The organism is Amorphus suaedae (assembly GCF_053629675.1).
Genome location: NZ_JBRJIT010000002.1, coordinates 943,262 through 965,901, shown reverse-complemented (window position 1 = coordinate 965,901; position 22,640 = coordinate 943,262). Strand labels below are relative to the sequence as shown.

Sequence of the window (22,640 nt, the reverse complement as noted above, 5' to 3'; positions counted from 1 at the left end):
GAGGCAGGCCGGCCAGCCGGCCTGTGCTCAGCCGGCGGCGGCGAGGGGCGCCGCGACGGCCTTGGGCTGCACCTCGGCCAGGTAGTCGTTCATCAGCTGGCGGGTGATGTCGCCGACCACGAAGCGGTGCTCGCCGATCTCCGACACCGGGGTGACCTCAGCGGCCGTGCCGGTGAGGAAGCACTGCTCGAAGCCGTCCAGTTCCTCCGGCAGGATCGTCCGCTCGACCACCTCGATGCCGCGCTTCTTGGCGAGCCCGATGACGGTGTCACGGGTGATGCCGGCGAGGAAGCAGTCCGGGTCCGGCGTGTGGATGACGCCGTCCTTCACGAAGAACACGTTGGCGCCGGTCGTCTCGGCGACGTGCCCACGCCAGTCGAGCATCAGCGCGTCGGCGTAGCCCTTGGCTTCGGCCGCGTGCTTGGAGAGCGTGCAGATCATGTAGAGGCCGGCGGCCTTGGCCTTCGACGGAGCCGTCTTCGGATCGGGCCGGCGGTAGATGGCATGATCGAGACGGATCCCGCGCAGGCGCTCGGCCGGGTCGAAGTAGCTCGGCCACTCCCAGGCGGCGACCGCCACGTTGATCGAGTTCGACTGGGCGGAGACGCCCATCATCTCGCTGCCGCGCCAGGCGACCGGGCGGAGATAGGCGTCCACGAGGTTCATGCGGCGCAGGAGGTCGCGCTGAGCTTCGTTGAGCTGCTCGGCCGAATAGGGAATCTTGAAGCCGAGCATGTCGCCCGAGCGGATCAGCCGGTCGGTGTGGTCTTCCAGACGGAAGATCTCGCCGCCGTAGGCGCGCACGCCCTCGAACACGCAGCTGCCGTAGTGGAGCCCGTGGGTGAGCACGTGGATCTTCGCATCGGCCCAGGGAATGAATTCGCCGTTGTACCAGATCAGACCGTCGCGCTGATCGAATGCGATGCCGGCCATGACGGACATCTCCTTCTTGCTTCTGGTTCTTTTGCCATCCGGCACGGTATCTTCGCCCACAAGTGGGCCGAGATGTGTCGGTTTTGCCTGACGAAGCGAACCTCGCTATGGTCGCCGCCATTCAGGGCGGGATTGAACGCCTTCGGGCATCCATCGACAAGGATGGGACGCATGAAGGATTGTTTCGTCAAGACACCTCTTCTCGTAACAATCGCAAACCCGATATGTCAATATGGCTGACATAATTTCGCATTCCTTCGATCGCAACCGCGCAGCGGCCGCTTCGGCCGACGATCCGCCCGTATCGGACGAAATCCGCTACGAGCTCATCGAGCTGCTGTTCTTCGCCTACCGCGACTTTGTGGGCGAGGCCGACTCCGTGCTGGCGGAGTTCGGCTTCTGGCGCGCGCATCACCGTGTGGTCCATTTCGTCGACCGCAATCCGGGCATCCGCGTCGCCGAACTTCTGGCTATCCTGAAGATCACCAAGCAGAGCCTCGGGCGCGTGCTGAAGGAGCTGGTGGACAAGGACTTCATCGAGCAGCGCCAGGGCTCCGCCGACAAGCGCCAGCGGCTGCTCTACACGACCGACAAGGGCCAGGCGCTCGCAACCCGGCTGGCGACGATCCAGGACCAGCGCATCCGCGGCGCGCTGGCCGACCTCGGACCCGACGCGGCGGATTTCGCGCGGCGGTTCCTCTCCGGGCTCGTCGACGCGGACGAGCGCAGCGCGGTCGCCCACCTGACCGGCAAGCGAGACGATCGATGAACACTCCGGTCACGCCCAAGGACGACGCCGCCCACCTTCTCATCGTCGACGACGACAACCGCATCCGCAGCCTGCTGCACCGCTACCTGGCCGGCGAGGGCTACCGGGTGAGCGAGGCCGCCGACGCCGCGGAGGCGCGCCGCAAGCTGCAGACCTTCGCCTTCGATCTCGTCATCCTCGACGTCATGATGCCCGGCGAGACCGGCTTCGACCTGATGCGCACGACGCTGGGCGCCACCGAACTGCCGGTGATCATGCTGACGGCGCGCGGCGAGAGCGACGACCGTATCAACGGCTTTGAGCTCGGGGCCGACGACTATCTCACCAAGCCGTTCGAGCCGCGCGAGCTGGCGCTGCGCATCGCCCGGGCGCTCAAGCGGCGTGGCGGCACCAAGACCCAGTGGCATTCGGCCGTGAGCTTTGGCGCCTTCGTGTTCGACATCGAGCGGGAGGAGCTCCGCAACGGGCCGGCCGTCGTCCGCCTCACCGACCGCGAGCGCACGCTGCTCAAGACGTTTTCCGAGCAGCCCGGCGAGACCATCGCGCGGCATCTGCTGATCACCGACGAAACGAAGATGAGCGAGCGCACCGTCGACGTGCAGATCAACCGGCTGCGCCGGAAGATCGAGGAAGATCCGGCCAACCCGCGCTATCTGCAGACGATCCGCGGCATCGGCTACCGGCTGATGGCCGATCCCCGCGACTGACCGGGGCCGGCGGGGCGCAGAAATTGCGCTTTCAATTCGCCTATATTAGTTGCGCATGATGCAGGTCGACCGCAGGGAGTTCCGAACCGCCGATATGGCCACGCTCGACGACACATCGCCCGCTCCGGAGCGGCCGCTCTGGCAGAGGGTGCTCCGATCCGGGGGCCTGCCGCCACCGGTCGGCCGCTGGCTGCGCCGCCAGATGCCGCGCCGGCTGTTTCCGCGCTCGCTGCTCATCATCATCATTCCGATGGTGCTGCTGCAGTCGGTGGTGGCGTTCGTGTTCATGGACCGGCACTGGCAGAACGTCACCAGCCGGCTGTCCGACACGACCGCCGCGGAAATCGCCACCATCGTGCAGCTGATCGACCGGGCACCGACGCCCGCCGACGCCCAGTCGATCGTCGCGACGGCCGCCCGCTCGCTGTTCGTCTCCGCCACCCTCGATCCGGACGGCAAGCTGCCGCCGCCGATGCCCAAGCCGTTCTTCTCGCTGCTCGACCGCACCCTCTCCGGCTCGATCCGCGACCGGGTCGGCAAGCCGTTCTCCCTCGACATCGTCGACCAGGAGAAGTTCGTCGAGATCCAGATCAAGCTGAGCGCCGGGGTGTTCAAGGCGATCGTGCGGCGCAGCCAGGCCTATGCCACCAACTCCCACATCACCCTGGTGTGGATGGCAGGAACCTCGGTGGTGCTGCTCTCCATCGCGGCGCTCTTCCTGCGCAACCAGATCCGGCCCATCCAGCGGCTTGCGGATGCCGCCGAGAGCTTCGGCCGCGGCCGGCCCATCGAGGGCTTCCGGCCGCGCGGCGCGACGGAGGTGCGTCAGGCCTCGCGCGCCTTCATCGAGATGCGACGGCGCATCGAGCGGCAGATGGAGCAGCGCACGGCCATGCTGGCCGGCGTCTCGCACGACCTCAGGACGATCCTCACCCGCTTCAAGCTGGAACTCGCCTTCTTCGGCGAGGGGCCGGAGACCGAAGCGCTGAAGAAGGACGTCGATGCGATGCAGGCGATGCTGGAGGACTACATGGCCTTCGCCCGCACCGACATCGAGGAGGCGTCGGAGACCATCGACCTCGCCGACATGATGGAGAACCTGGCCAGCGAGGCGCGCCGCCGCGGCGCGGCCACGGAGGTGACCTTCAGCGGCGACCGCGAGATCGAGGCGAAGCCCAACACGCTGCGGCGCGGCCTGCACAACCTGATCGTCAACGCGGCGCGCTACGGCAAGACCGTCGAGATCTCCACCCGCAACAACGAAGGCTGGGTGACGATCACCATCGACGATGACGGACCGGGCATTCCCCTGGAATCGCGCGAGGAGGTGTTCCGGCCGTTCTTCCGGCTCGACACCGCGCGCAACCAGGATCTGGGCGGCACGGGGCTCGGCCTGTCGATTGCCCGCGACGCCATCCGCGGGCATGGCGGAGACGTGCTCCTGACCCAGGCGCCGCTCGGCGGCCTCAGGGCCCGGGTGCACCTGCCGGCGTAAGCGCCGGCAGGTGGCTCAGAACAGACGGCTGCCGTTGGGGACGATCTTGTCCACCGCGGCGAGCACCACGTAGCCGGCCGAATCGGGAAAGCCGAGCGTCAGCACTTCCGAGCGGAGGGGCCCGATCTGGCGGGGCGGGAAGTTCACCACCGCCATCACCTGCCTGCCGACGAGGTCGGCCGGCGCGTAATGCTCGGTGATCTGGGCGGACGACTTCTTGATCCCGATCTCTTCACCGAAATCGATCATCAGCTTCAGCGCCGGCTTGCGGGCCTCGGGAAACGGACCCGCCTCGACGATGGTGCCGACGCGGATGTCGACCTTCAGGAAATCCTCAATGCCGATGGTGTCGGCCGGGGCCTCGGGTGCGCTCATGGGGTTCTCCGGTGGATCGTTCCGGCGACCGGCCGGAACCTCAGACGCCCTCCCCTAACCGATCATGGCACCGGCGCAAAGTTCTGCGCGTCAGGCGGCCTCTTCGGCGGCATCGACGGGATGCGCCGCCGGGCGCGGCTGCGGCCGCGACTGCCTGCCGGGGCGGCGGAACAGCCGGCCCACGCGCTCCAGCCGCTCGAAGGAGCTCTGGGCCCGCCGCAACTCGCGATCCAGCGCCGCCATGGTGCGCGGCATGCCGGGATCCTCCTCGGCGAGGAAGACCCGCAGCACCCGGGTGAACGACACCACCAGCCCCTGGGTCACGGCGGCGCCGAGAAGCCCTTCGAAGCGGATACCCGCAGCCGTGAGCATCCAGCGCTGGGAGGTCAGGGCGATGCGGTTGAGATTGGCCGCAAGAAGCGGGTCCTGGCGTGCCGACCGGGCGATGCCGCGCAGCGCCGCGCGGTGGGGCGCCAGCGCGTCGAGCCGGCGCATGAGCACATCGAACAGACGCTCGCGCGGCGGTTCGTCGGACATGTCCGACACGTCGGCGGCGAGAACCGCCTCGTCGACGTCGCGGACGAACGCCTCGTAGATGGCAAGCTTGCCGTCGAACGCGCCCCGCAGGTCGGCGAGCGACATGGAGGACCGTTCCGCGATCTCGTCCAGCCCGATCTCGGCAAAGCTCTTTTCCGACAGCAGGCCGAGGAAGGCGGAGATGACGGACTGACGCTGGCGTTTGGTGACCATGGGACGGCTCCGATCAATCGCGGCGCGGGGAAAGTCGCAAACGAATGCGCAGGAAGGGCGCCGCTTTCCTGACATAGGGAGCGCGCCGGAAAATCCAACTCGGGCCTCGGGCGGAAGGCCGCAGCGCCCGCGCAGGTTCAGACCGGATGCGCGCGGAAATCCGCTGCGCCCTTCCCTCGCCCCGCGTCAGCTCCCCAGTTCGCGGGCCCGCTTGTTGGCGGCCGCGATGGCATCGGCGAACAGCGACTGCATCGCCTCGTCTTCCATCAGCACGGCAAGCGCCGCCGCCGTCGTGCCACCCGGAGAGGTGACGTTCTGCCGCAGGGTTCCGGCATCGGTCTCTGTGGAATCCAAGAGTGCCCCGGCGCCGGCTACGGTGCCCCGGGCGATCCGCATGGCGAGATCGTCGGGAAGGCCGACGCGCCGGCCGGCTTCCGCCATGCACTCGACCACATGGAACACATAGGCCGGACCGGAGCCCGAGACGGCGGTGGCAGCGTCGATCAGCGCCTCGTCGTCGACCCACTCGACCATTCCGATCGCACCGAGAAGCTCGGTCGCCGCCTGCTTCTGGGCCTCGGTGACGGCGCTGTTGGCGACGGCGACGGTGACGCCACGACCGATCTGGGCGGGGGTGTTGGGGATGGTGCGGACCACCGGGCCGGCGCCAAGGGCCGCCTCCAGCGTCGCGATGGTGATGCCGGCGGCCACCGACACGACGGCGGTCTCGCCGTCGCGCATGGCGGCCAGGGCCGGCAGCACATCGCCCATCATCTGCGGCTTGACCGCGACGATGAGCACGCCGGCCAGGGTCTCTGCGGGTGGCGTGGAGGCAAGCGTCGCCCCCATCTGCGCGGCGATGGCGGCGACCTCGTCGGAGACGGCCGGATCGACGACGATGACGGGCGCTTCAGGGGGCGTGCGGGACCAGCCGGCGAGCATCGCGCCGCCCATCTTGCCCGCGCCGACCAGAACGATCGGCCGCAGCTTCGTGTCGGTCATGCCTCGCCCGCGGTCTCGAACAGCGCCGTGTCCAGGGCCTCGCCGGCCGACTTGCCGGCCCAGACCACGAACTGGAACGCCTGGTAGTGGCGCTCGCACATCTCGATCGCATGGGCGAGCAGGCCCTCGATCTGCGCGGAGGTCGGCATGGCGTCGCCGGCGAGCAGCTGGGCGTGGCGGAAGATCACCACCCCTTCCTTGCTCCACAGGTCGAAGTGCCCCATCCACATGCGCTCGTTGACCAGCGCCAGCAGGCGGACGACCTCGGTGTAGCGCGGCTCGTTGACCTTGAGGTCGAAGGCCGCCGCCAGGTGCAGCGCCTCGAACTCGTCCATCCAGGTGAAGGAGACGTGGTAGTCGCACCAGTGACCGGCGATGGAGATGGTGATTTCATCGTCGCCGGAGCGGTCGAACAGCCAGTCGTTGGAGACGGCGATGTGCTCGATCTGGTCGACCGGATTGCTTGCGCGCTCCAACTCAATGTCCATGAACGTCATGACCGATCCTCGCGGGTGCCGTGGCGGGGGAGACGAAGGCAGATGCAGCCTCCCGGCAGGGGCGCAAACAGGGTTCGTCGGCGGCGGTGCGGTCAGCTCGCGTCGTTCAAGGCGCAAGCGCGCGACACGCGAATCTCTTTCGCATCCGAGTATATCGACGCAAACGCCGCCCGGCGACCCGCTCACGCGTCGGGTGTGGAGGGACCGTCGGCACCAGTGTCGGGAGAGGACGTGGCCGATCCCGCTCTCGCCTCCAGCGTCGCGATGCGGGCTTCCAGCGCGGCGATCTTCGTGTGCAGCGCATCGACCTCGTCGCGCGCAGCGGCCGCCATGTGCTTCACCGCTTCGTGCTCGTCCCGCTGGACGATGTCCATGTCGGAGAGAAAGCGTTCCGCCTGGGCCCGCACCGCGGTTTCCGCCTCGCGTCGGAACGATTGGGCCACGGCGCCCGCGTCGGTGGCCAGCTTGGAAAAGTCGTCGAAGAACCGATTGGATCCCTGGGTCATGGCGCACCTTGTTGCCTGAAACGCGTGTCGGAATCATCTGACTATGGGGACGCGACGGAAAAGGAACAAGGTCGGACCGCCGTCTTGACGCGCGTGCGGGCCTCTGGCCAAGGTCCGCGCGGACAACAGCCGCGCCGCGTCGGCGCCGGCCCGCCCCTCGCCCTTCGACACGGACGATCGCCATGCCCGTCTTCGTGATCCCGTATCCGGCGATCGACCCGGTCCTCGTAGAGTTCGGCCCGTTCGCGCTCCGCTGGTACGCGCTCGCCTACATCGCCGGGATCCTGCTGGGCTGGTGGTACATCCGCCGGCTGGTGACCACCGACCGGCTGTGGGGCGGGCTGCCGCGCCCGATCACCGTCGAGATCGACGACTTCGTCCTGTGGGCAACGATCGGCATCGTGCTCGGCGGCCGCCTCGGCTTCGTGCTGTTCTACAATTTCCCCTATTATTCCGCGCATCCGGCCGAGATCTTCGAGATCTGGCAGGGCGGCATGTCGTTCCACGGCGGCTTCCTCGGCGTGGTCGTAGCCATGCTACTGTTTGCCTGGCGCCGGGGCCTCGCCATCTGGACGCTGTTCGACATCGTGGCCGCGGCCACCCCCATCGGGCTGTTCTTCGGACGCATCGCCAACTTCATCAACGGCGAGCTGTGGGGTCGCCCGTCAGACGCCGCGTGGGCGATGGTCTTTCCTGGCGCCGGTCCCGAGCCGCGCCATCCGAGCCAGCTTTACGAGGCGTGCCTGGAAGGCATCGTGCTGTTCCTGGTCCTGCTGGTGGCCACCTCGGCGTTCCGCTCGCTGAGACGCCCCGGCCTCAACGCCGGTCTCTTCGCGGTCGGCTACGGCATCGCCCGGACGTTCGGCGAACAGTTCCGCATGCCGGACGCCCAGATCGGCTTCCTGCCCGGCGGCCTGACCATGGGCATGGCGCTTTCGATCCCGATGATCGTCGTGGGCGCCTGGGCGATCTGGCGCGCGCTGTCCCGCCCCCGCGCCGGCGACGAGGCGCCCACGCCGCCGCGATGACCACGCCGCTCGCCGCCCGGCTTACCGCCGAGATCGCCGAAACCGGCCCGATCACCGTGGCCGACTACATGGCGCGATGCCTGGGCGATCCTCACGACGGCTACTACACCACCCGTATTCCGTTCGGATCTGCCGGCGACTTCGTGACCGCGCCGGAGGTCTCGCAGATCTTCGGGGAGCTGATCGGCGCCTGGCTGCTCGCGGTCTGGGACGCGGCGGGCGCCCCCGCCCCGGTCCGCCTGGTTGAGCTCGGGCCGGGACTCGGGACCCTGATGGCAGACATCCTCAGGGTCGCCGCCCTCCGTCCGGCGTTCCTCTCGGCCATCCGCGTCGATCTGGTGGAGACGAGCCCCGTGCTGCGGGCGGCGCAGGCCGAGCGGCTCGCCGACGCTCCCTGCCCGCTCGCCTGGCACGACCGTGTCGAGGACGTTCCGGAAGGGCCGGCGCTGGTGATCGCCAACGAGTTCTTCGACGCACTGCCGATCCGGCAGTTCGTCCGGACGCGCGCAGGATGGGGCGAACGGATGGTCGGCATCGACGCCGACGGCCGCCTCGCCTTCGGGGTCGGACCGGGGACACTGCCGGCCGCCGCCCTCGCGGCCTTCGAGACACAACCGGAAGGAACGATCCTGGAGGTGCAGCCCGTCGGCGACGCCATCATGACGGGCCTCGCATCGCGGATAGCGCGGGACGGCGGCGCCTTGCTGGCGATCGACTACGGGTATGCGGCAGCCGGGACCGGCGACACGCTGCAGGCGATGCGGGCCCATGCGTTCGCCGACCCGCTCGCCGAGCCGGGAGCGGCGGACCTGACGGCGCACGTCAATTTCGCGGCGCTCGCGGCGGCGGCGAAACGGGCGGGTGCCGCAATCCACGGCCCGATTACCCAGGGCGCCTTCCTGCTCGGCCTCGGCCTGGTGGAACGCGCCCAACGGCTCGCGGCGGGCAAGGACGAGGCGGCATTCCGATCGATCGAGGCAGACGTCGGGCGGCTCGCCGGCGCGGACCAGATGGGCGAGCTCTTCAAGGTGCTGGCGGTCACCCCGCCGGGACTGCTACCGCCTCCGTTCGCTTCCGGATCGGCCTAGATCCGGTTTTGGCTGGAGCGGGATGCGGGCAGAAAACCGGTTCCCTCGTCTCCCCACTCCGCCTGAGGCCCGCCAAAGCCTCTTTACGCCACCCGACATATGCTGCGAAATCGCACCCGGACCCGCGCCCCCGGACATCGTCAGGCGGCACCGGTCGACACATCGAGGACAGCCGTCACCCCATGATCACCGCCCGCGAGCTCGCAGACATCGACGGCATCCGCCACGGCTTCTTCACCCGCGAGGGCGGCGTGTCGGAAGGCATCTATGCGAGCCTCAATGTCGGCCTCGGTTCGCGCGACGACCGCGCCAGCGTGGTGGAAAACCGCAACCGCGTGGCCGAGCAGCTCGGCGTCGACGCCGACCGGCTGGTGACGCCCTACCAGATCCATTCGGCCACCGCGCTCACCGTCGACGGCCCCTGGGCGGAGGGGGAACGGCCGAAAGGCGATGCGGTGGTCACCGCCACGCCCGGGCTCGCCATCGGCGTCGCCACGGCGGACTGCGGCCCGGTGCTGCTGGCCGACCCGCAAGCGCAGGTGATCGGCGCGACCCATGCCGGGTGGCGCGGCGCCTTCGGCGGCGTGCTGGAGGCGACGCTCGAGGCGATGGAGGCCCTCGGCGCCGAGCGCGGCAGGGTCGTCGCCGTCGTCGGCCCGACGATTTCCCAGCGCTCCTACGAGGTCGGACCGGACTTCATCGAGCGCTTCCTGGACCAGTCGCTCGACAACCGGACCTACTTCGAGCCGTCGGCCACTCCAGGGCATGCAATGTTCGATCTTCCCCGCTACATTGAAGAGCGTCTGGCCGCCGCCGGCGTGGGGACCGCTGCGCGGCTCGACCACTGCACCTATCGCGATCCGCGGCGCTTCTACTCGTACCGGCGCTCGCAGCACCACAACGAGCCGGACTACGGCCGGCTGATTTCCGCCATCGCGATTGCCCAGCGCTGAGTTTGCCACCCTTCCCGCCACAACGACGGACAGACCCCATGGCATTGGCCTTCGACCGCGAAGAGTACGCCCGGCGCAAGGAGAGCGTGCTTGCTGAAATGAAGCAGCGTGGCCTCGACGCGCTGCTTCTGTTCGCGCCGGAGAGCCACTACTGGCTGACGGGATACGACACCTTCGGATTCTGCTTCTTCCAGTGCCTGGTGCTGACCAAGAACGGCGATTTCGTCCTGCTGACGCGACTGCCCGACCTGCGCCAGGCCCAGCACACCTCGCTGATCGAGGACATCCGCATCTGGGCCGACGAAAGCGGCGTGAACCGGACCCGGCGGGTGAAGGAGATCTTGTTCGACCTTGACCTGCTGGGTTCGAAGATCGGCGTGGAGACCAACACCCACGGACTGACCGCCGCCCACGGCAAGGTGCTGGACGAGGCGCTGCAGTCGTTCGCCACCGCGCAGGACGCCTCCGACCTCGTGCCGACGCTGCGCTCGATCAAGAGCCCCGCGGAAATCGCCTATGTCCGCACCGCGGCGAAGCTCTGCGACGCGGCGTGGGAGGCCGGGCTCGCGGAAATCCGGCCGGGCGCCGACGAGGGCAAGATCCTGGCGGCGATGCAGTCGGCGGTGCTGGAAGGCGGCGGCGACTATCCCGGCAACGGCTTCGTCATCGGATCCGGCGAGGACGCGCTGCTCTGCCGCTACAAGTCGGGCCGGAGGACGCTTTCGGACCGCGACCAGCTGACGCTCGAGTTCGCCGGCGCCTTTCGCCACTATCACTCGGCGATGATGGCGACCGTCACCATCGGACAGCCCACCGACCGCCACCTTGAACTCTACGACGCGGCTTCGTCCGCGCTCGCCCGCGTCGAGGGCGCGATGCAGCCCGGCAGCACCTTCAGCGACGTGTTCGACGCCCACGCCAAAGTGCTCGACGGCGCCGGGCTCCAGTCGGCGCGCATGAACGCCTGCGGCTATTCGCTGGGCGCCAAGTTCGCGCCGTCGTGGATGGACCCGCCGATGTTCTATCGCGGCAACATGACGGCGATCCGGCCCAACATGGTGCTGTTCGCCCACATGATCCTGATGGACAGCGAGACGGGCACCGCGATGACCCTCGGCCGCAGCTACATCACCACCGACGACTCGCCGGAGCCGCTTTCCAAGATGCCCATCGAACTGGTCTCCAAATAATGCTGACGCCGGCGGGTTCCGGGCGCTCCGGCCGCAATATCCACGTGGCGGCGCTGGACCTCCGCCGGCGCCGCCGCTAGACAACGGGGAGCCCTTTCCGGCCGATTGGCTCATGCGGCCGATCCAGAAAGGACGCCCGACCATATCCCCGAGCCGCCTCCCGTCGTCCGGATTGCCGCGATCCGGACCGGGACGGCTGCAGGCAACGATCCCGTCGACCGAGGAGCCCGATTCCATGGCAGACCCCGCGCGCGCCCACCCGAACCGCTTTCGCTTGCTGACGTTCTGCGCGGTCGCCGCGCTGGGCCTCGCGGTGGCGGGCTGCGGCTCTTCGGGACTGTCCGGGGTGGCCAATCTCGGCGGCGCCAACAAGACGGGCATCGCGCCGATCTCCAAGGCCACCACCACGGTCGCATTCGAGCCGTTCACGGGCATGCCGGGCAACATCGCCGATTCCCTCGCCCAGGAAATCGCGGTGCAGGCGGAAGCCAACGGGATCAAGCTCGTGCAGCGCGTCGGCGCGCCCGCGACCTACCGCGTGAAGGGCTTCCTTTCCGCCGTCAGCTCCGACAACGGCGCCAACGTCGTCTACGTGTTCGATGTATTCAACGCCTCGGGCAAGCGTCTGCACCGCATCTCCGGCGAACGTCAGGCCGGCATCTCCTCGGGCGATCCGTGGTCGGGCATCGCCACCGCGCAGCTCACGCAGATCGCCACCGACGTCATCTTCCAGCTGGATGTGTGGCTGGGCGGCGGCGGTCAGTAGGCGAAGCCGATTCGGCGCCAGTGGCCGCTCGCGACGCGCGCGGGACCGGACCGGCCGGCGGGAAGCCCCCTCTGCGCCCTGCTTCTGTTGCAAACGGGGCGCACCTCATGCGCCACCGGACCGCGACGCACCGGACTCTCGCGCGGGCGTGTTGCCGCGCGTCGGCCGCATTGCTAGTTAGTCCGTCGATCGGCGGGCCGGACGACCAAGACGCACCCGGCGGCATTCTCGACCGCAACAAGGGCCAGGCATCATGAAGCTCGTGACGGGGAACTCGAATCGCTCGCTCGCCGAGCAGATAGGCGTTTACCTCGACGTTCCCCTCACCAAGTGCCTGGTTCGCCGGTTCGCGGACCAGGAAGTCTTCGTCGAGATCCAGGAGAACGTCCGCGGCGAGGACGTGTTCGTCATCCAGTCGACGAGCTATCCCGCCAACGACCATCTGATGGAACTGCTGATCCTCACCGACGCGCTGCGGCGCGCGTCCGCCCGGCGGATCACGGCGGTGCTTCCCTACTACGGCTATGCCCGCCAGGACCGCAAAGCCGGGCCGCGCACCCCGATCTCCGCGAAGCTCGTCGCCAACATGATCGTCCAGGCCGGCGCCGACCGGGTGCTGACCCTCGACCTGCACGCCGGCCAGATCCAGGGCTTCTTCGACATCCCGACCGACAACCTGTTCGCGGCGCCGGTGATGACCCGCGACATCAAGGAGCGCTACGAGCTCGGCAACATCATGGTGGTGTCGCCGGACGTGGGCGGCGTCGTGCGCGCCCGCGCGCTCGCCAAGCGCATCGATGCGCCGCTGGCCATCGTCGACAAGCGGCGCGAACGGCCGGGCGAGTCCGAGGTGATGAACGTGATCGGCTCGCCGGAGGGCCGTGACTGCATCCTGGTCGACGATATCGTCGATTCCGGCGGCACGCTGTGCAACGCCGCCGATGCGCTGCTGGCCCAGGGGGCGACCAGCGTCGCCGCCTACATCACCCACGGCGTGCTGTCCGGCGGGGCCGTCGCGCGGATCGCGGGCTCGCAGCTGAAGGAGCTGGTGATCAGCGACTCCATCGAGCCGACCGAGGCCGTGAAGGCCGCCGGCAACATCCGCGCCGTCTCCATCGCACCGCTGATCGGCGAGGCGATCAGCCGGACCGCGCTCGAGGAATCCGTATCGAGCCTGTTCGACTGACGCGCTTCCGGCGAGGCGGTTGCCGCTTCGCCGCCCTTTGACGCGACGGAGCTGCCCCACGGAGTCTCGTCCCCATTCCGACAGACGCGGAACAGCTCCGGACACCTTCAGGCTTCGACATCCCTGATGAAAGATCGTGCGGTCCTGCCGGCACGCTGATGCCGGCGCATCGGCCGGGCGTTTGCCTCCGGCCGGTCGTCCAAGGGCGGCGGCGCGATCCGCGCCGCCGCAGCAGGGCTCAGCGCTTCTCGGCGCTTTCGTCGTCGGTCTCGTCCATCGCCTCGTCGGCGACCTCGTCTTCCGACGCATCCTCGGCCACGTCCTCGGAGACATCGTCCACGATCGGCGTGTCTTCGGCTTCGGCGGTCTCGATGACCGTCTCGGCGGCGGCCGGTGCCGGCGGCACGACCACGTCATCCTCGTCCTCGTCGTGCCGCTCGCCCTTCTTCCAGGCGCGCAGGCCCGCGAAGAGGGACTCCGGATCGACCTTGGCGTTCTCCGCGCGCTCCGCGCGTTCGGCCTCGTAGGGCGATGCCGACAGCGAATCGTCGACCGACAGCAGCGTGGCCGGCTCGACCTGGTCGTCGGCCGCAGGGGCGAGGCCGACGGACGCCTTGTCGACTTCCAGATCGAGTTCGATCTGGGTGCACAGGCCAAGGGTCACCGGATCGGCCGGCTGCAGGTTCTGGGAGTTCCAGTGGGAGCGGTCACGGATCGCCTGGATGGTCGACTTCGTCGTGCCGACCAGCCGGATGATCTGGGCATCCTTCACTTCCGGATGATTGCGCAGCAGCCAGAGGATGGCATTCGGCCGATCCTGGCGCTTGGACACCGGCGTGTAGCGCGGCGCACGCTTCTTGGTCTCCGGAACCCGAACCTTCGAGATGGCAAGGTCCAGCTTGTGGGCCGGATCCTTCTCGGCGCGGTCGATCTCTTCGCGCGTGAGCTGGCCGGTCTGGATCGGATCGAGGCCCTTGATGCCCTGTGCCGCGTCGCCGTCGGCGATCGCCTTTACTTCAAGCGGGTGCAGCTTGCAGAACGCGGCGATCTGCTCGAAGGACAGCGACGTGTTGTCGACCAGCCAGACCGCGGTCGCCTTGGGCATGAGCGGAGCATTTTGCCCGAACGCCATATAATATCCTCCTGTTCGCTCCCCCGGCCTGCGCCGCGAAAGCCCTCTTCCACCGAATGTAGGGGAGTGTGGGTGGAGATATAGCCCTCCACGCCGCCCAACGCAAACCGTGCGTGCGGACGCGCTGCAACCGGACGCGGCCGGGACCGTGCGGTCCCGGGCCGCCTGGGCGTGCCGCGCCTAGGCCTTGTGGGCGTCGCCGACGGTGAGCACGATCTTGCCCACATGGCCGGAGCTTTCCATCCGCCGGTGCGCCGCGGCGGCGTCGGCGAGGGGGAAGGTGGAATCGATCACCGGCTTCGCCTTGCCTTCCGACAGGAGCGGCCAGACGTTGGCCCTCAGCGAAGCGGCGACGTCGGCCTTGAAGGCCACGTCCCGGGCGCGAAGCGTCGAGCCCGTGTGGGTCAGCCGCTTCATCATCAGGCGCCGGAAATCGACCTGTTCGCTCACCCCCTCCAGGACCGCGATCTGGACGATCCGGCCCTCGATGGCGGCGGCCGCCCAGTTGCGCTCCACATAGCTGCCGCCGACCATGTCGAGGATCAGATCGGCGCCATGGCCGTCGGTCACCTCCTTCACCACGGTCACGAAGTCGGTGGTGCGATAGTTGATCGTCGCATCCGCGCCGAGCGATCGGCAGGCAGCGAGCTTGTCGTCGGAGCCGGCCGTGGTGATGACGAACGCGCCGAACGCCTTGGCGAGCTGGATCGCCGTCGTGCCGATGCCCGAGGTTCCGCCGTGGACCAGGAAGCGCTCGCCGGACTTGAGGCCGCCCCGATCGAAGACGTTCGACCAGACGGTGAAGTAGGTTTCCGGGATGGCGCCGGCTTCGACCATCGACAGGCCCACCGGAATCGGCAGGACGTTGGGCGCCGCCGCAAGGCAGTATTCGGCGTAGCCGCCGCCCGGCACCAGCGCCATCACGCGATCGCCGACCTCGTGGCCGGTCACGTCGGGTCCGACCGCCGCGATGGTCCCGGCGACCTCCAGCCCCGGGATTGGCGTCACGCCCTTCGGGGGCGGATAGCTGCCCATGCGCTGAAACACGTCCGGCCGGTTGACGCCGGCGGCCTCGACACGGATCAGAACCTCGTCGGCCGCTGGCCCGATCACCGGCACGATCTCGGGAACCAGCACCTCCGGACCGCCTGGCTCCGGGATCGCGATCGCCGTCATTCTCTCGGGAACGTTCATGCTCATGCTCGCTTTCGTGGCGCCACGGGACCGGCACTTCATACAGCTTCGGGCCCGCGACTGACAACGCATCGTCCACCCGCGCCGGTCCGCCACGACGCCCGGAATCCGGCCTGTGCGGGATGCCAGCACATTGGCGGACAAAGGCTTTCGCCCGCGCAGGATTTCCCCACAGATCATTTTGATCTAGCCTGAGCGGAGATGGGACACAGCCCGACCGCAGGATGTCGGCCGCCGCGGATCGTCGGGCGCCGCGTTCCGCCGCGGGCCTGACACCGACGGAGGGAGGGGCGAAGCATGACAATCCACAGCGATGACGACCGCCTGACGCCGAGCACTCTGATCGTGGTCGGTGAGGACCTCTCCGCGCAGTCGCTGGAGGACCTCGCCGAACGGCGCGCCGCGCTGGAGGAGGAGATCCTCCGGATCGACCGCGTCGTTGCGGCGAAGACGGCCACCCGCGCCGCCGCCGACAGCCTGTTCAAGAGCTGACGCGCGCCGCCGCGGTCACAGCAGCCAGCCTCAGTCGCGCCCGGCGATCATGATCTTCTCGGCCAGCAGCGCCGGGTTGGTGAAGCACAGCTCGTGGCTGCCCGGCGACAGGACGAGACGGAAGAGCCCGAGCTTTTCCGACAGGCGCGGATGCCAGCCGAGGCTCTGGGGAAGCGCGGCGTCCTCCTGGCAGTTGATGTAGGACTTCGCCACCTGCATCTCGGCGGGATTGGACTTCAGGGAGATCTTGTCGGTGAAGGTCGCATAGGGATGCGCGTTGAGCTGCGCATAGGACGACTTCGCCAGCGCCTCGTCGGCATCGTTGATGAACGCTTCCCGCCAGATCGGATACGACAGCATGACGCTGTTGTCGGCGCTCTGCCCGCTGATGGCGTCGAACAGCGCCACGTAGTGGGGCGGCACCAGGTCGTTGAGGCACTCGCCGTCGTTCGGCACGAACGCGTTCCAGTAGACCAGCCGGCGCAGGCGCTCCGGCACGGCGTCGGCGACACCGGTGATGACCATCCCCCCGTAGGAATGCCCCATCAGCACCACATCGGTCAGATCGTTCTCGGCGAGATAGTCAACGATGGATCCGATGGCTTCGGCGAGCCCGATCGCCTTGCTGTCGCCCGGCCGGTTTCCGGCGATGGTCGGCGTGTGCACCTCGTGGCCGGCGGCGCGAATGGGAGCGGCAACGTCCTCGAACAGATCGCCGGTGTGCCATGCTCCGTGAACCAGAACGTAGGTGCCCAAGGCCCCTCCCCATCGTCTTGACCGGCAGGCAGCCCCGGCCGTTAACCCTGTATTAAGGTTAACAAACGATAACTACCGACATCCAGCCTGCTGGACTACATTGGTTTCGACCACTTTGTCTTTGACGCCTCCAAGTCTGACACCTTCAAGCCGCCCCTTGATGGGGCGGTCTTTTTTTGTGTCGCGATCTGGAGCCGCGGTCTGCTCGATCGCCGCCGGCGCGCCCTTCGACCTCCAGGCCGATGCGGCGTCGCCGGCGTGTCGGTCCCGGATCTATGCGCCGGCGGCGGGAAGAACCGCGGTGGCCTCGATCTCCACCATGGCCTGTTCCTCGACCAGCGAGACCACCTGCACCAGCGCCATCGCCGGGAAGTGCTTGCCCATGACGGCGCGGTACACCGGCCCCAGTTCCTTCAGCGACGCGCGATAGGCCTCGATGTCGGTGACGTACCAGGTCAGCCGGCCGACATGCTCGGGGCCGCCACCGGCCGCTTCCAGCACCGCGACGATGTTGGCGAGCGCCTGACGCACCTGCCCGAGGAAGTCCGCCGGGAAGGTCCCGTCCACGTCCCAGCCGATCTGGCCGCCGACGAACAGCACCCTGCCCTCGCCGATCATGCCGTTGGCGTAGCCTCGCGGCTCGGCCCATCCCTTCGGCTGGACGGCGGAAAGCGGGGACGGCAGGCGGGGCGACGGCATCTTCGGCCGGTCGCCGTCGACATCGAGATGACTCACGGAAAACCTCCGTCTCTTCAGGTGGTCGCGGACGTGGGAGCGGCTTCGGCGATCTGCCGCAGCTGGAACCGCTGCAGCTTGCCCGTTTCGGTCCGCGGCAGGGTGGCGACAAATTCGATCGCCCTCGGATACTTGTAGGGAGCGTTCTCGGCCTTCACGTAGTCCTGCAGTTCCTTGACCAGCGCCGCATCGCCGGTCACGCCGGGAGCCAGCACCACGTAGGCCTTCACGATGTGGCCCCGGTCGGGATCCGGAGCGCCGACAACGCCGCATTCGGCCACCGCCGGATGGGCGAGCAGCGTGCTCTCCACTTCCGGCCCGGCGATGTTGTAGCCGGCCGAGATGATCATGTCGTCGGAGCGCGCCTTGTACCAGAAGTAGCCGTCCTCATCGACCTCGTAGGTGTCGCCGGTGATGTTCCAGCCGTTCTGCACGTAGACGGTCTGGCGGTCGTCGGCGAGGTAGCGGCAGCCGGTCGGGCCGCGCACCGCCAGACGGCCGGCGACGCCGGGAGGGCACGGATTGCCGGCTTCATCGATCACCATCGCCTCGTAGAGCGGCACCGGCTTGCCGGTGGCGCCGGGACGGATCTCCTCCTCGCGGGCGGCGATGAAGATGTGCAGCATCTCGGTGCCGCCGATGCCGTCGAGGATCTTGATGCCGGTCTTCTCGTACCAGGCGTCCCAGGTGGGCTTCGGAAGCGCCTCGCCGGCCGACACGCACTTGCGCAGGCTGGAGATGTCGGCGTGATCGAGCTTCGACAGCATCGCCCGGTAGGCGGTCGGTGCGGTGAAGACGATCGTCGCCCGCTGCTTCGCGATCGCCTCCAGGAGGTCGTCGGGACCGGCGCGCTCCAGCAGGATCGCCGCCGCGCCGACGCGGAACGGGAACAGCACCAGCCCGCCGAGGCCGAAGGTGAAGGCCAGCGGCGGCGACCCGACGAAGCGATCGTCCGGCTCCGGCCGCAGCACCTCGCGCGAATAGCAGTCGCAGATCGCGAGCATGTCGCGATGGAAGTGCATGGTGCCCTTGGGCTGGCCCGTCGTTCCGGACGTAAAGCCGATCAGGCACACGTCGTCGGTCGCCGTGTCGCAGGCCGTGAACGGTGCGTCGTAGGCGGCCATCTGCGCCTCGAGCCCGTCCGGCGCGTCGGTGCCGAAGTAGACGATGTCGGTGAGGCGCGGAGCGACCTTCCGGGTCTTCTCCATCTCCTCGGAGAGCTTGCTGTCGCAGACCGCCAGGCTCAGTTCCGGCTTCTCGACCAGATAGGAGAGCTCCTTGGCGCGCAGCAGCGGCATGGACGCGACGACGATCCCGCCGGCCTTGATGATGGCGAAGTAGACCGCCGTCATCATCGGGTTGTTGGCCGAGCGGAGCAGCACCCGGTTGCCCGGCACCAGGCCGTAGCGGTCGACGAGCACGTGGGCGATCTTGTCGACCACCTTCTGCAGCTCGGCATAGGTCCACGTCACGCCGGAGCCGATCAGGGCCACGCGGTCGCCCCTGCCCTCGCTCACATGCTTGTCGATCAGCTCGACGGCACAGTTCATCCGCTCCGGATAGCCGAGCTTCTCGAGGTTCGGGAACTCCGGCCAGAGGTCGCGGGGCGGGAGATTGTCTGCGGCGAACGTGTCAACGTGCGCGGATTCGGTACCCATCGATCAAGTCCTCTGTCTCTGAAGGTCTTGGTTTTCCCTGTTGATCCGGGCGATCTGGAGCCGCCCTTGAAGCGTGCCGGCGCACCGGCGTCAGGCGCCCGCGGCCTCCTCGGCCTCGCGGGCCGCCAGCGCCTGCCGGGCGATGATCACTTTCTGGACTTCGCTGGCGCCCTCGTAGATCCGGAGCGCGCGGATGTCGCGGTAGAGCTCTTCGACGCGCGTGCCCACCCGGACGCCGTCGCCGCCATGGATCTGCACCGCGGCGTCGATCACCCGCTGGGCGGCCTCGGTGGCATAGAGCTTCGCCATCGATGCCTCGCGGGTGATGCGCGCGGCCCCCCGGTCCTTGGTCCACGCCGCCCGGTAGACGAGCAGCGCCGCCGCATCGACGTCGAGCGCCATGTCGGCGAGCGCGCCTTGCGTCATCTGCAGCTCCGACAGCGGCGCCCCGAACAGGTGGCGCTTGCGGGCCCGATCGAGTCCCTCGTCCAGGGCGGAGCGGGCGAAGCCGAGTGCCGCCGCCCCCACGGTGGAGCGGAAGACGTCCAGCGTCGCCATGGCGATCTTGAAGCCCTCGCCGCCATTGCCCAGCCGGTGGGACGCCGGCACGACCACGTTGTCGAACGCGAGCCGGCCCAGCGGGTGGGGCGCGATCACGTCGATGCGCTCGGCGACGGAGAAGCCGGGCCGGTCGGCCTCGACCACGAAGGCCGAGAGGCCCCGGGCGCCGGGCGCCTCGCCGGTACGCGCGAACACCACGTACTGATCGGCGATCCCGCCGTTGGAGATCCAGGTCTTCTCGCCGGAAATGCGGAAGTTGCCCTCCCCGTCCGGCTCGGCGACGGTGACGAGCGACGCCACGTCCGAGCCCGCCTCGGGTTCAGTCAGCGCGAAGGCGGCGATCGCCTCGCCGGCCGCGACCTTCGGCAGGAAGCGCGCCTTCTGCTCGTCGCTGCCGAACAGGCTGATGGAGCCGGTGCCGAGCCCCTGCATGGCGAAGGCGAAATCGGCCAGCGCGTGGTGGCGGCCGAGGGTCTCGCGGGCGATGCACAGGGTGCGGACGTCGATCTTGTCGGCGGCCCCGCCGTGGGGTGCCACAACGACGTGGCGCAGGAACCCCGCCTCGCCCAGTGCCTTCACCAGCCGACGGCAGGAGCCGTCCACGTCGTGGTGGTCGACGAGGCCGGAGACGTGCTGCCCCGCCCAGCGGTCGAGCTCCTGCGCGAACGCGCGGTGGGAGTCCTCGAAGAACGGCCAGTCGAGAAAGGAGGTGTCCGCCACGGATCAGTTCCCCTCGAACACGGGCGTCTTCTTGGCCGCGAAGGCCTCGAAGGCGCGCCGGTAGTCCTCGGTCTGCATGCAGACGGCCTGGGCCATCGCTTCGGAATCGATCGCCTGGTCCACCGACATGTCCCACTCCATGTGCATCATCTTCTTGGTGATGCCGTGGGCGAACGTCGGGCCGCGCGTGAGCTCGGCCGCGAAGGCCTGGGCCTCGGTGAGCACATCCTCGGAGGCGACCAGCCGGTTGAAGAAGCCCCATCGCTCGGCCTCCGGACCGCGCATGACGCGGCCGGTGTAGAGGAGCTCCGCGGCACGGCCGAAGCCGATGATGCGGGGCAGGATCCCGCAGGCGCCCATGTCGCAGCCGGCGAGCCCTACCTTGGTGAACAGGAACGCCACCTTCGAATTCTCGGTGCCGAAGCGCACGTCGGAGGCCATGGCGATGATCGCGCCGGCGCCGACGCAGACACCGTCGATGGCGGCGACGATCGGCTGCGGGCAGGCGCGCATCGCCTTGACGAGGTCGCCGGTCATCTGGGTGAAGTCGAGCAGGCCCACCATGTCGCGCGACAAGAGCGGCTCGATGATCTCGAACACGTCGCCGCCCGAGCAGAAGTTGCCCCCGGCGCCGGTGACGACGATGGTCTTCACCTGGGTTTCGTGGGCAAGCGCGCGGAAGGTGTCGCGCAGCTCGGCGTAGCTTTCGAAGGTGAGCGGGTTCTTCCGCTCCGGACGGTTGAGCGTGATCGTGGCAACGGGGCCGTCGACCGACAGAAGGAAATGCTGCGGCGTAAAGTCCGACAGCGGCAGCGTGATCTGGAAACGGTCGCTCACCGGCTCGGTTCTCCCTTGTTCGAATGGCTGTCGACCGAAGCCTTGGTCTTTGCCAGGTGGTCCAGGAGCCCTTCGATGTGCTCCGGCGACAGGTCGGTGAAGAGGTCGCCGATCCATTCGGCGTGTTCGGCGGCCATTTCCGCGAAGGCGGCATGGCCGGCATCGGTCAGCCGGACGAACGTCGACCGGCGGTCGGTGTCGGAGGCGCGGCGCTCCACGAGCCCGTCCTCCGCGAGGCGTTCCACGAGCCCGGTGACGTTGCCGTTGGAGACCATCATCCGCCGCGAGATCTCGCCGAGGCTGAGCCCGTCGGGCGCCTTGTCGAGCTGGGCCATCAGATCGAAGCGCGGCAGGGTGACGTCGAAGCGCTCGCGCAGCCGGCGGCGGATCTCGCTCTCGATCATGTTGGTGCAGGTGAGCAGCCGCAGCCACAGCCGCAGTTCGCGGGTGTGGTCGCGCGGGCGCTCGAGCGCGCGCGTTTCGGCATCCAGGGCGATCGCCGATCCCTCCGGCATCACATGATCTCTCCGCCGGCAACGATGATCGACTGGCCGGTGATCGCGCCGGCCGCCGGCCCGACGAGCCAGCGCACGGCATCGGCGACCTCTTCCGGGCGGATCAGGCGCTTCAGCGGATTGGTCTGGGCCAGCGCCGCGCGCGCCTCGTCGGCGCTGCGGCCGGTCGTGGCCATGATCTTGTCGACGCTGTCGGCCGTCAGGTCGGTGTCGGTGAAGCCCGGGCACACGGCGTTGACGGTCACGCCCCGCCCGGCCGTCTCCAGCGCCAGCGACCGGGTCATCCCGATCACCGCGTGCTTCGACATGGTGTAGGCGGAGGTGTACGCATAGCCCTTGAGACCGGCCGTCGACGCGACGTTGACCACGCGGCCGAACCCGGCCTTCAGCATCGGCGGCAGCGCCGCCTGGGTGCAGGTGAAGGCGCCCTCGACGTTCACCCGCCAGATCTTGCGCAGGACGTCGATGTCCGTCTTCAGGAAGGGCGCCGTGATGGCGATACCGGCGGAGTTGACGAGAATGTCGACCGGGCCGTTGGCCTCGACCGCGGCGGCGAAGGCCACGTCGACGGCCTCAGAATCGGTGACGTCGGCGGGCACGACCGTGGCGCCGCCAATGGCCTCCGCGGTTTCGTCCAGCGCGTCCCTGCGGCGGCCGAGAAGCGAGATCCGCGACCCGTCGGACTTCAGCAGCGAGGCGATGGCCGCGCCGATGCCCGTTCCGCCGCCCGTAATCATGACGTGCCGCCCGCCTGAAGCCTCGTCCACGCTCTGCCTCGTCCTTTTCTCAGCGGCG

Annotated in this window: 24 protein-coding genes and 1 pseudogene; 10 read left to right on the top strand and 15 right to left on the bottom strand. The window is 68.6% G+C overall.

Annotated elements, in window-relative coordinates:
- Positions 1-27: 27 nt before the first annotated feature.
- Complete coding sequence (locus AB7M35_RS18190) at positions 28-933, bottom strand: branched-chain amino acid aminotransferase (protein ID WP_453961832.1); 906 nt, start codon at positions 931-933, stop codon at positions 28-30.
- Between the two features lie 232 nt (positions 934-1,165).
- Between AB7M35_RS18190 and AB7M35_RS18185 the strand changes: the two genes are divergently transcribed.
- The 3 genes from AB7M35_RS18185 to AB7M35_RS18175 all read left to right on the top strand — a co-directional run bounded on the left by AB7M35_RS18185 (position 1,166) and on the right by AB7M35_RS18175 (position 3,904).
- A complete protein-coding gene (locus AB7M35_RS18185) occupies positions 1,166-1,702 on the top strand; it encodes a MarR family winged helix-turn-helix transcriptional regulator (protein WP_453961831.1) in 537 nt (178 codons plus the stop codon).
- Complete coding sequence (locus AB7M35_RS18180) at positions 1,699-2,409, top strand: response regulator (RefSeq protein WP_453961830.1); 711 nt, start codon at positions 1,699-1,701, stop codon at positions 2,407-2,409. Before AB7M35_RS18185 ends, AB7M35_RS18180 begins: the two co-directional genes overlap by 4 nt.
- 94 nt (positions 2,410-2,503) lie before the next feature.
- Complete coding sequence (locus AB7M35_RS18175; protein ID WP_453961829.1) at positions 2,504-3,904, top strand: ATP-binding protein; 1,401 nt, start codon at positions 2,504-2,506, stop codon at positions 3,902-3,904.
- 15 nt (positions 3,905-3,919) lie between these two features.
- Here the strand turns inward: AB7M35_RS18175 and AB7M35_RS18170 are convergent, their stop codons facing one another.
- The 5 genes from AB7M35_RS18170 to AB7M35_RS18150 all read right to left on the bottom strand — a co-directional run bounded on the left by AB7M35_RS18170 (position 3,920) and on the right by AB7M35_RS18150 (position 7,034).
- The gene (locus AB7M35_RS18170) at positions 3,920-4,279 is read right to left on the bottom strand and encodes a tRNA-binding protein (RefSeq protein WP_453961828.1); all 360 of its coding nucleotides are present in this window, start codon (positions 4,277-4,279) and stop codon (positions 3,920-3,922) included.
- A gap of 90 nt (positions 4,280-4,369) precedes the next feature.
- Positions 4,370-5,029, bottom strand: coding sequence for a TetR/AcrR family transcriptional regulator (locus AB7M35_RS18165; protein WP_453961827.1), 660 nt, complete (start codon positions 5,027-5,029; stop codon positions 4,370-4,372).
- A 186-nt stretch (positions 5,030-5,215) separates the two neighbouring features.
- Positions 5,216-6,031 (bottom strand): pyrroline-5-carboxylate reductase, encoded by an 816-nt coding sequence (proC, locus tag AB7M35_RS18160; RefSeq protein ID WP_453961825.1) that lies wholly within the window; start codon positions 6,029-6,031, stop codon positions 5,216-5,218.
- Positions 6,028-6,528 (bottom strand): YbjN domain-containing protein, encoded by a 501-nt coding sequence (locus tag AB7M35_RS18155; protein WP_453961824.1) that lies wholly within the window; start codon positions 6,526-6,528, stop codon positions 6,028-6,030. The genes proC and AB7M35_RS18155 overlap by 4 nt, the downstream gene beginning before the upstream one ends.
- Positions 6,529-6,710: 182 nt before the next feature.
- On the bottom strand, positions 6,711-7,034 hold the full coding sequence (locus tag AB7M35_RS18150) for an accessory factor UbiK family protein (RefSeq protein ID WP_453961823.1): 324 nt from the start codon (positions 7,032-7,034) through the stop codon (positions 6,711-6,713).
- A 182-nt stretch (positions 7,035-7,216) separates the two neighbouring features.
- Between AB7M35_RS18150 and lgt the strand changes: the two genes are divergently transcribed.
- From lgt to AB7M35_RS18120, 6 genes are all read left to right on the top strand, one after another.
- Positions 7,217-8,062, top strand: coding sequence for a prolipoprotein diacylglyceryl transferase (gene lgt, locus AB7M35_RS18145; protein WP_453961822.1), 846 nt, complete (start codon positions 7,217-7,219; stop codon positions 8,060-8,062).
- Positions 8,059-9,150, top strand: coding sequence for a class I SAM-dependent methyltransferase (locus AB7M35_RS18140; RefSeq protein WP_453961821.1), 1,092 nt, complete (start codon positions 8,059-8,061; stop codon positions 9,148-9,150). The genes lgt and AB7M35_RS18140 overlap by 4 nt, the downstream gene beginning before the upstream one ends.
- A gap of 182 nt (positions 9,151-9,332) precedes the next feature.
- Complete coding sequence (gene pgeF / locus AB7M35_RS18135) at positions 9,333-10,103, top strand: peptidoglycan editing factor PgeF (protein WP_453961820.1); 771 nt, start codon at positions 9,333-9,335, stop codon at positions 10,101-10,103.
- A gap of 38 nt (positions 10,104-10,141) precedes the next feature.
- The gene (locus tag AB7M35_RS18130; protein WP_453961819.1) at positions 10,142-11,293 is read left to right on the top strand and encodes a M24 family metallopeptidase; all 1,152 of its coding nucleotides are present in this window, start codon (positions 10,142-10,144) and stop codon (positions 11,291-11,293) included.
- Positions 11,294-11,528: 235 nt separating this feature from the next.
- A complete protein-coding gene (locus AB7M35_RS18125) occupies positions 11,529-12,059 on the top strand; it encodes a hypothetical protein (RefSeq protein WP_453961818.1) in 531 nt (176 codons plus the stop codon).
- 253 nt (positions 12,060-12,312) lie between these two features.
- Positions 12,313-13,245, top strand: coding sequence for a ribose-phosphate pyrophosphokinase (locus AB7M35_RS18120; protein WP_453961817.1), 933 nt, complete (start codon positions 12,313-12,315; stop codon positions 13,243-13,245).
- A gap of 601 nt (positions 13,246-13,846) precedes the next feature.
- On the opposite strand, the pseudogene AB7M35_RS18115 reads toward AB7M35_RS18120, so the two are convergent.
- Positions 13,847-14,377, bottom strand: a pseudogene (locus AB7M35_RS18115) (DUF1013 domain-containing protein); the annotation flags it as partial.
- A 180-nt stretch (positions 14,378-14,557) separates the two neighbouring features.
- Positions 14,558-15,577, bottom strand: a complete 1,020-nt coding sequence (locus AB7M35_RS18110; protein ID WP_453961816.1) for an NAD(P)H-quinone oxidoreductase — start codon at positions 15,575-15,577, stop codon at positions 14,558-14,560.
- Positions 15,578-15,868: 291 nt separating this feature from the next.
- On the opposite strand from AB7M35_RS18110, the gene AB7M35_RS18105 reads away from it, so the two are divergent.
- Positions 15,869-16,063, top strand: coding sequence for a DUF1192 family protein (locus AB7M35_RS18105; RefSeq protein ID WP_453961815.1), 195 nt, complete (start codon positions 15,869-15,871; stop codon positions 16,061-16,063).
- Positions 16,064-16,093: 30 nt separating this feature from the next.
- Here the strand turns inward: AB7M35_RS18105 and AB7M35_RS18100 are convergent, their stop codons facing one another.
- The 7 genes from AB7M35_RS18100 to AB7M35_RS18070 form a co-directional block, all read right to left on the bottom strand.
- Complete coding sequence (locus AB7M35_RS18100; RefSeq protein WP_453961814.1) at positions 16,094-16,819, bottom strand: alpha/beta fold hydrolase; 726 nt, start codon at positions 16,817-16,819, stop codon at positions 16,094-16,096.
- Between the two features lie 273 nt (positions 16,820-17,092).
- Positions 17,093-17,518: a RidA family protein gene (locus tag AB7M35_RS18095; protein ID WP_453962566.1), complete on the bottom strand. Its 426-nt coding sequence runs from the start codon at positions 17,516-17,518 to the stop codon at positions 17,093-17,095.
- A 53-nt stretch (positions 17,519-17,571) separates the two neighbouring features.
- Positions 17,572-19,212, bottom strand: coding sequence for an AMP-binding protein (locus AB7M35_RS18090; protein ID WP_453961813.1), 1,641 nt, complete (start codon positions 19,210-19,212; stop codon positions 17,572-17,574).
- 90 nt (positions 19,213-19,302) lie between these two features.
- The gene (locus AB7M35_RS18085; RefSeq protein WP_453961812.1) at positions 19,303-20,493 is read right to left on the bottom strand and encodes an acyl-CoA dehydrogenase family protein; all 1,191 of its coding nucleotides are present in this window, start codon (positions 20,491-20,493) and stop codon (positions 19,303-19,305) included.
- A gap of 3 nt (positions 20,494-20,496) precedes the next feature.
- Positions 20,497-21,330 carry an enoyl-CoA hydratase family protein gene (locus AB7M35_RS18080; protein ID WP_453961811.1) on the bottom strand — a complete coding sequence of 278 codons (834 nt, stop codon included), beginning with the start codon at positions 21,328-21,330 and terminating at the stop codon, positions 20,497-20,499.
- Positions 21,327-21,845: a MarR family winged helix-turn-helix transcriptional regulator gene (locus tag AB7M35_RS18075; protein WP_453961810.1), complete on the bottom strand. Its 519-nt coding sequence runs from the start codon at positions 21,843-21,845 to the stop codon at positions 21,327-21,329. Before AB7M35_RS18075 ends, AB7M35_RS18080 begins: the two co-directional genes overlap by 4 nt.
- On the bottom strand, positions 21,845-22,582 hold the full coding sequence (locus AB7M35_RS18070; RefSeq protein WP_453962565.1) for an SDR family NAD(P)-dependent oxidoreductase: 738 nt from the start codon (positions 22,580-22,582) through the stop codon (positions 21,845-21,847). Before AB7M35_RS18070 ends, AB7M35_RS18075 begins: the two co-directional genes overlap by 1 nt.
- Between the last annotated feature and the right edge of the window lie 58 nt (positions 22,583-22,640).

What these genes read in the sequence shown, in the direction of transcription:
- AB7M35_RS18190 (WP_453961832.1), bottom strand. Translation starts at nt 933, where the DNA reads ATGGCCGGCATCGCATTCGATCAGCGCGACGGTCTGATCTGGTACAAC.
- AB7M35_RS18185 (WP_453961831.1), top strand. Translation starts at nt 1,166, where the DNA reads ATGGCTGACATAATTTCGCATTCCTTCGATCGCAACCGCGCAGCGGCC.
- AB7M35_RS18180 (WP_453961830.1), top strand. Translation starts at nt 1,699, where the DNA reads ATGAACACTCCGGTCACGCCCAAGGACGACGCCGCCCACCTTCTCATC.
- AB7M35_RS18175 (WP_453961829.1), top strand. Translation starts at nt 2,504, where the DNA reads ATGGCCACGCTCGACGACACATCGCCCGCTCCGGAGCGGCCGCTCTGG.
- AB7M35_RS18170 (WP_453961828.1), bottom strand. Translation starts at nt 4,279, where the DNA reads ATGAGCGCACCCGAGGCCCCGGCCGACACCATCGGCATTGAGGATTTC.
- AB7M35_RS18165 (WP_453961827.1), bottom strand. Translation starts at nt 5,029, where the DNA reads ATGGTCACCAAACGCCAGCGTCAGTCCGTCATCTCCGCCTTCCTCGGC.
- proC (WP_453961825.1), bottom strand. Translation starts at nt 6,031, where the DNA reads ATGACCGACACGAAGCTGCGGCCGATCGTTCTGGTCGGCGCGGGCAAG.
- AB7M35_RS18155 (WP_453961824.1), bottom strand. Translation starts at nt 6,528, where the DNA reads ATGACGTTCATGGACATTGAGTTGGAGCGCGCAAGCAATCCGGTCGAC.
- AB7M35_RS18150 (WP_453961823.1), bottom strand. Translation starts at nt 7,034, where the DNA reads ATGACCCAGGGATCCAATCGGTTCTTCGACGACTTTTCCAAGCTGGCC.
- lgt (WP_453961822.1), top strand. Translation starts at nt 7,217, where the DNA reads ATGCCCGTCTTCGTGATCCCGTATCCGGCGATCGACCCGGTCCTCGTA.
- AB7M35_RS18140 (WP_453961821.1), top strand. Translation starts at nt 8,059, where the DNA reads ATGACCACGCCGCTCGCCGCCCGGCTTACCGCCGAGATCGCCGAAACC.
- pgeF (WP_453961820.1), top strand. Translation starts at nt 9,333, where the DNA reads ATGATCACCGCCCGCGAGCTCGCAGACATCGACGGCATCCGCCACGGC.
- AB7M35_RS18130 (WP_453961819.1), top strand. Translation starts at nt 10,142, where the DNA reads ATGGCATTGGCCTTCGACCGCGAAGAGTACGCCCGGCGCAAGGAGAGC.
- AB7M35_RS18125 (WP_453961818.1), top strand. Translation starts at nt 11,529, where the DNA reads ATGGCAGACCCCGCGCGCGCCCACCCGAACCGCTTTCGCTTGCTGACG.
- AB7M35_RS18120 (WP_453961817.1), top strand. Translation starts at nt 12,313, where the DNA reads ATGAAGCTCGTGACGGGGAACTCGAATCGCTCGCTCGCCGAGCAGATA.
- AB7M35_RS18110 (WP_453961816.1), bottom strand. Translation starts at nt 15,577, where the DNA reads ATGAGCATGAACGTTCCCGAGAGAATGACGGCGATCGCGATCCCGGAG.
- AB7M35_RS18105 (WP_453961815.1), top strand. Translation starts at nt 15,869, where the DNA reads ATGACAATCCACAGCGATGACGACCGCCTGACGCCGAGCACTCTGATC.
- AB7M35_RS18095 (WP_453962566.1), bottom strand. Translation starts at nt 17,518, where the DNA reads ATGCCGTCGCCCCGCCTGCCGTCCCCGCTTTCCGCCGTCCAGCCGAAG.
- AB7M35_RS18090 (WP_453961813.1), bottom strand. Translation starts at nt 19,212, where the DNA reads ATGGGTACCGAATCCGCGCACGTTGACACGTTCGCCGCAGACAATCTC.
- AB7M35_RS18075 (WP_453961810.1), bottom strand. Translation starts at nt 21,845, where the DNA reads ATGCCGGAGGGATCGGCGATCGCCCTGGATGCCGAAACGCGCGCGCTC.
- AB7M35_RS18070 (WP_453962565.1), bottom strand. Translation starts at nt 22,582, where the DNA reads ATGATTACGGGCGGCGGAACGGGCATCGGCGCGGCCATCGCCTCGCTG.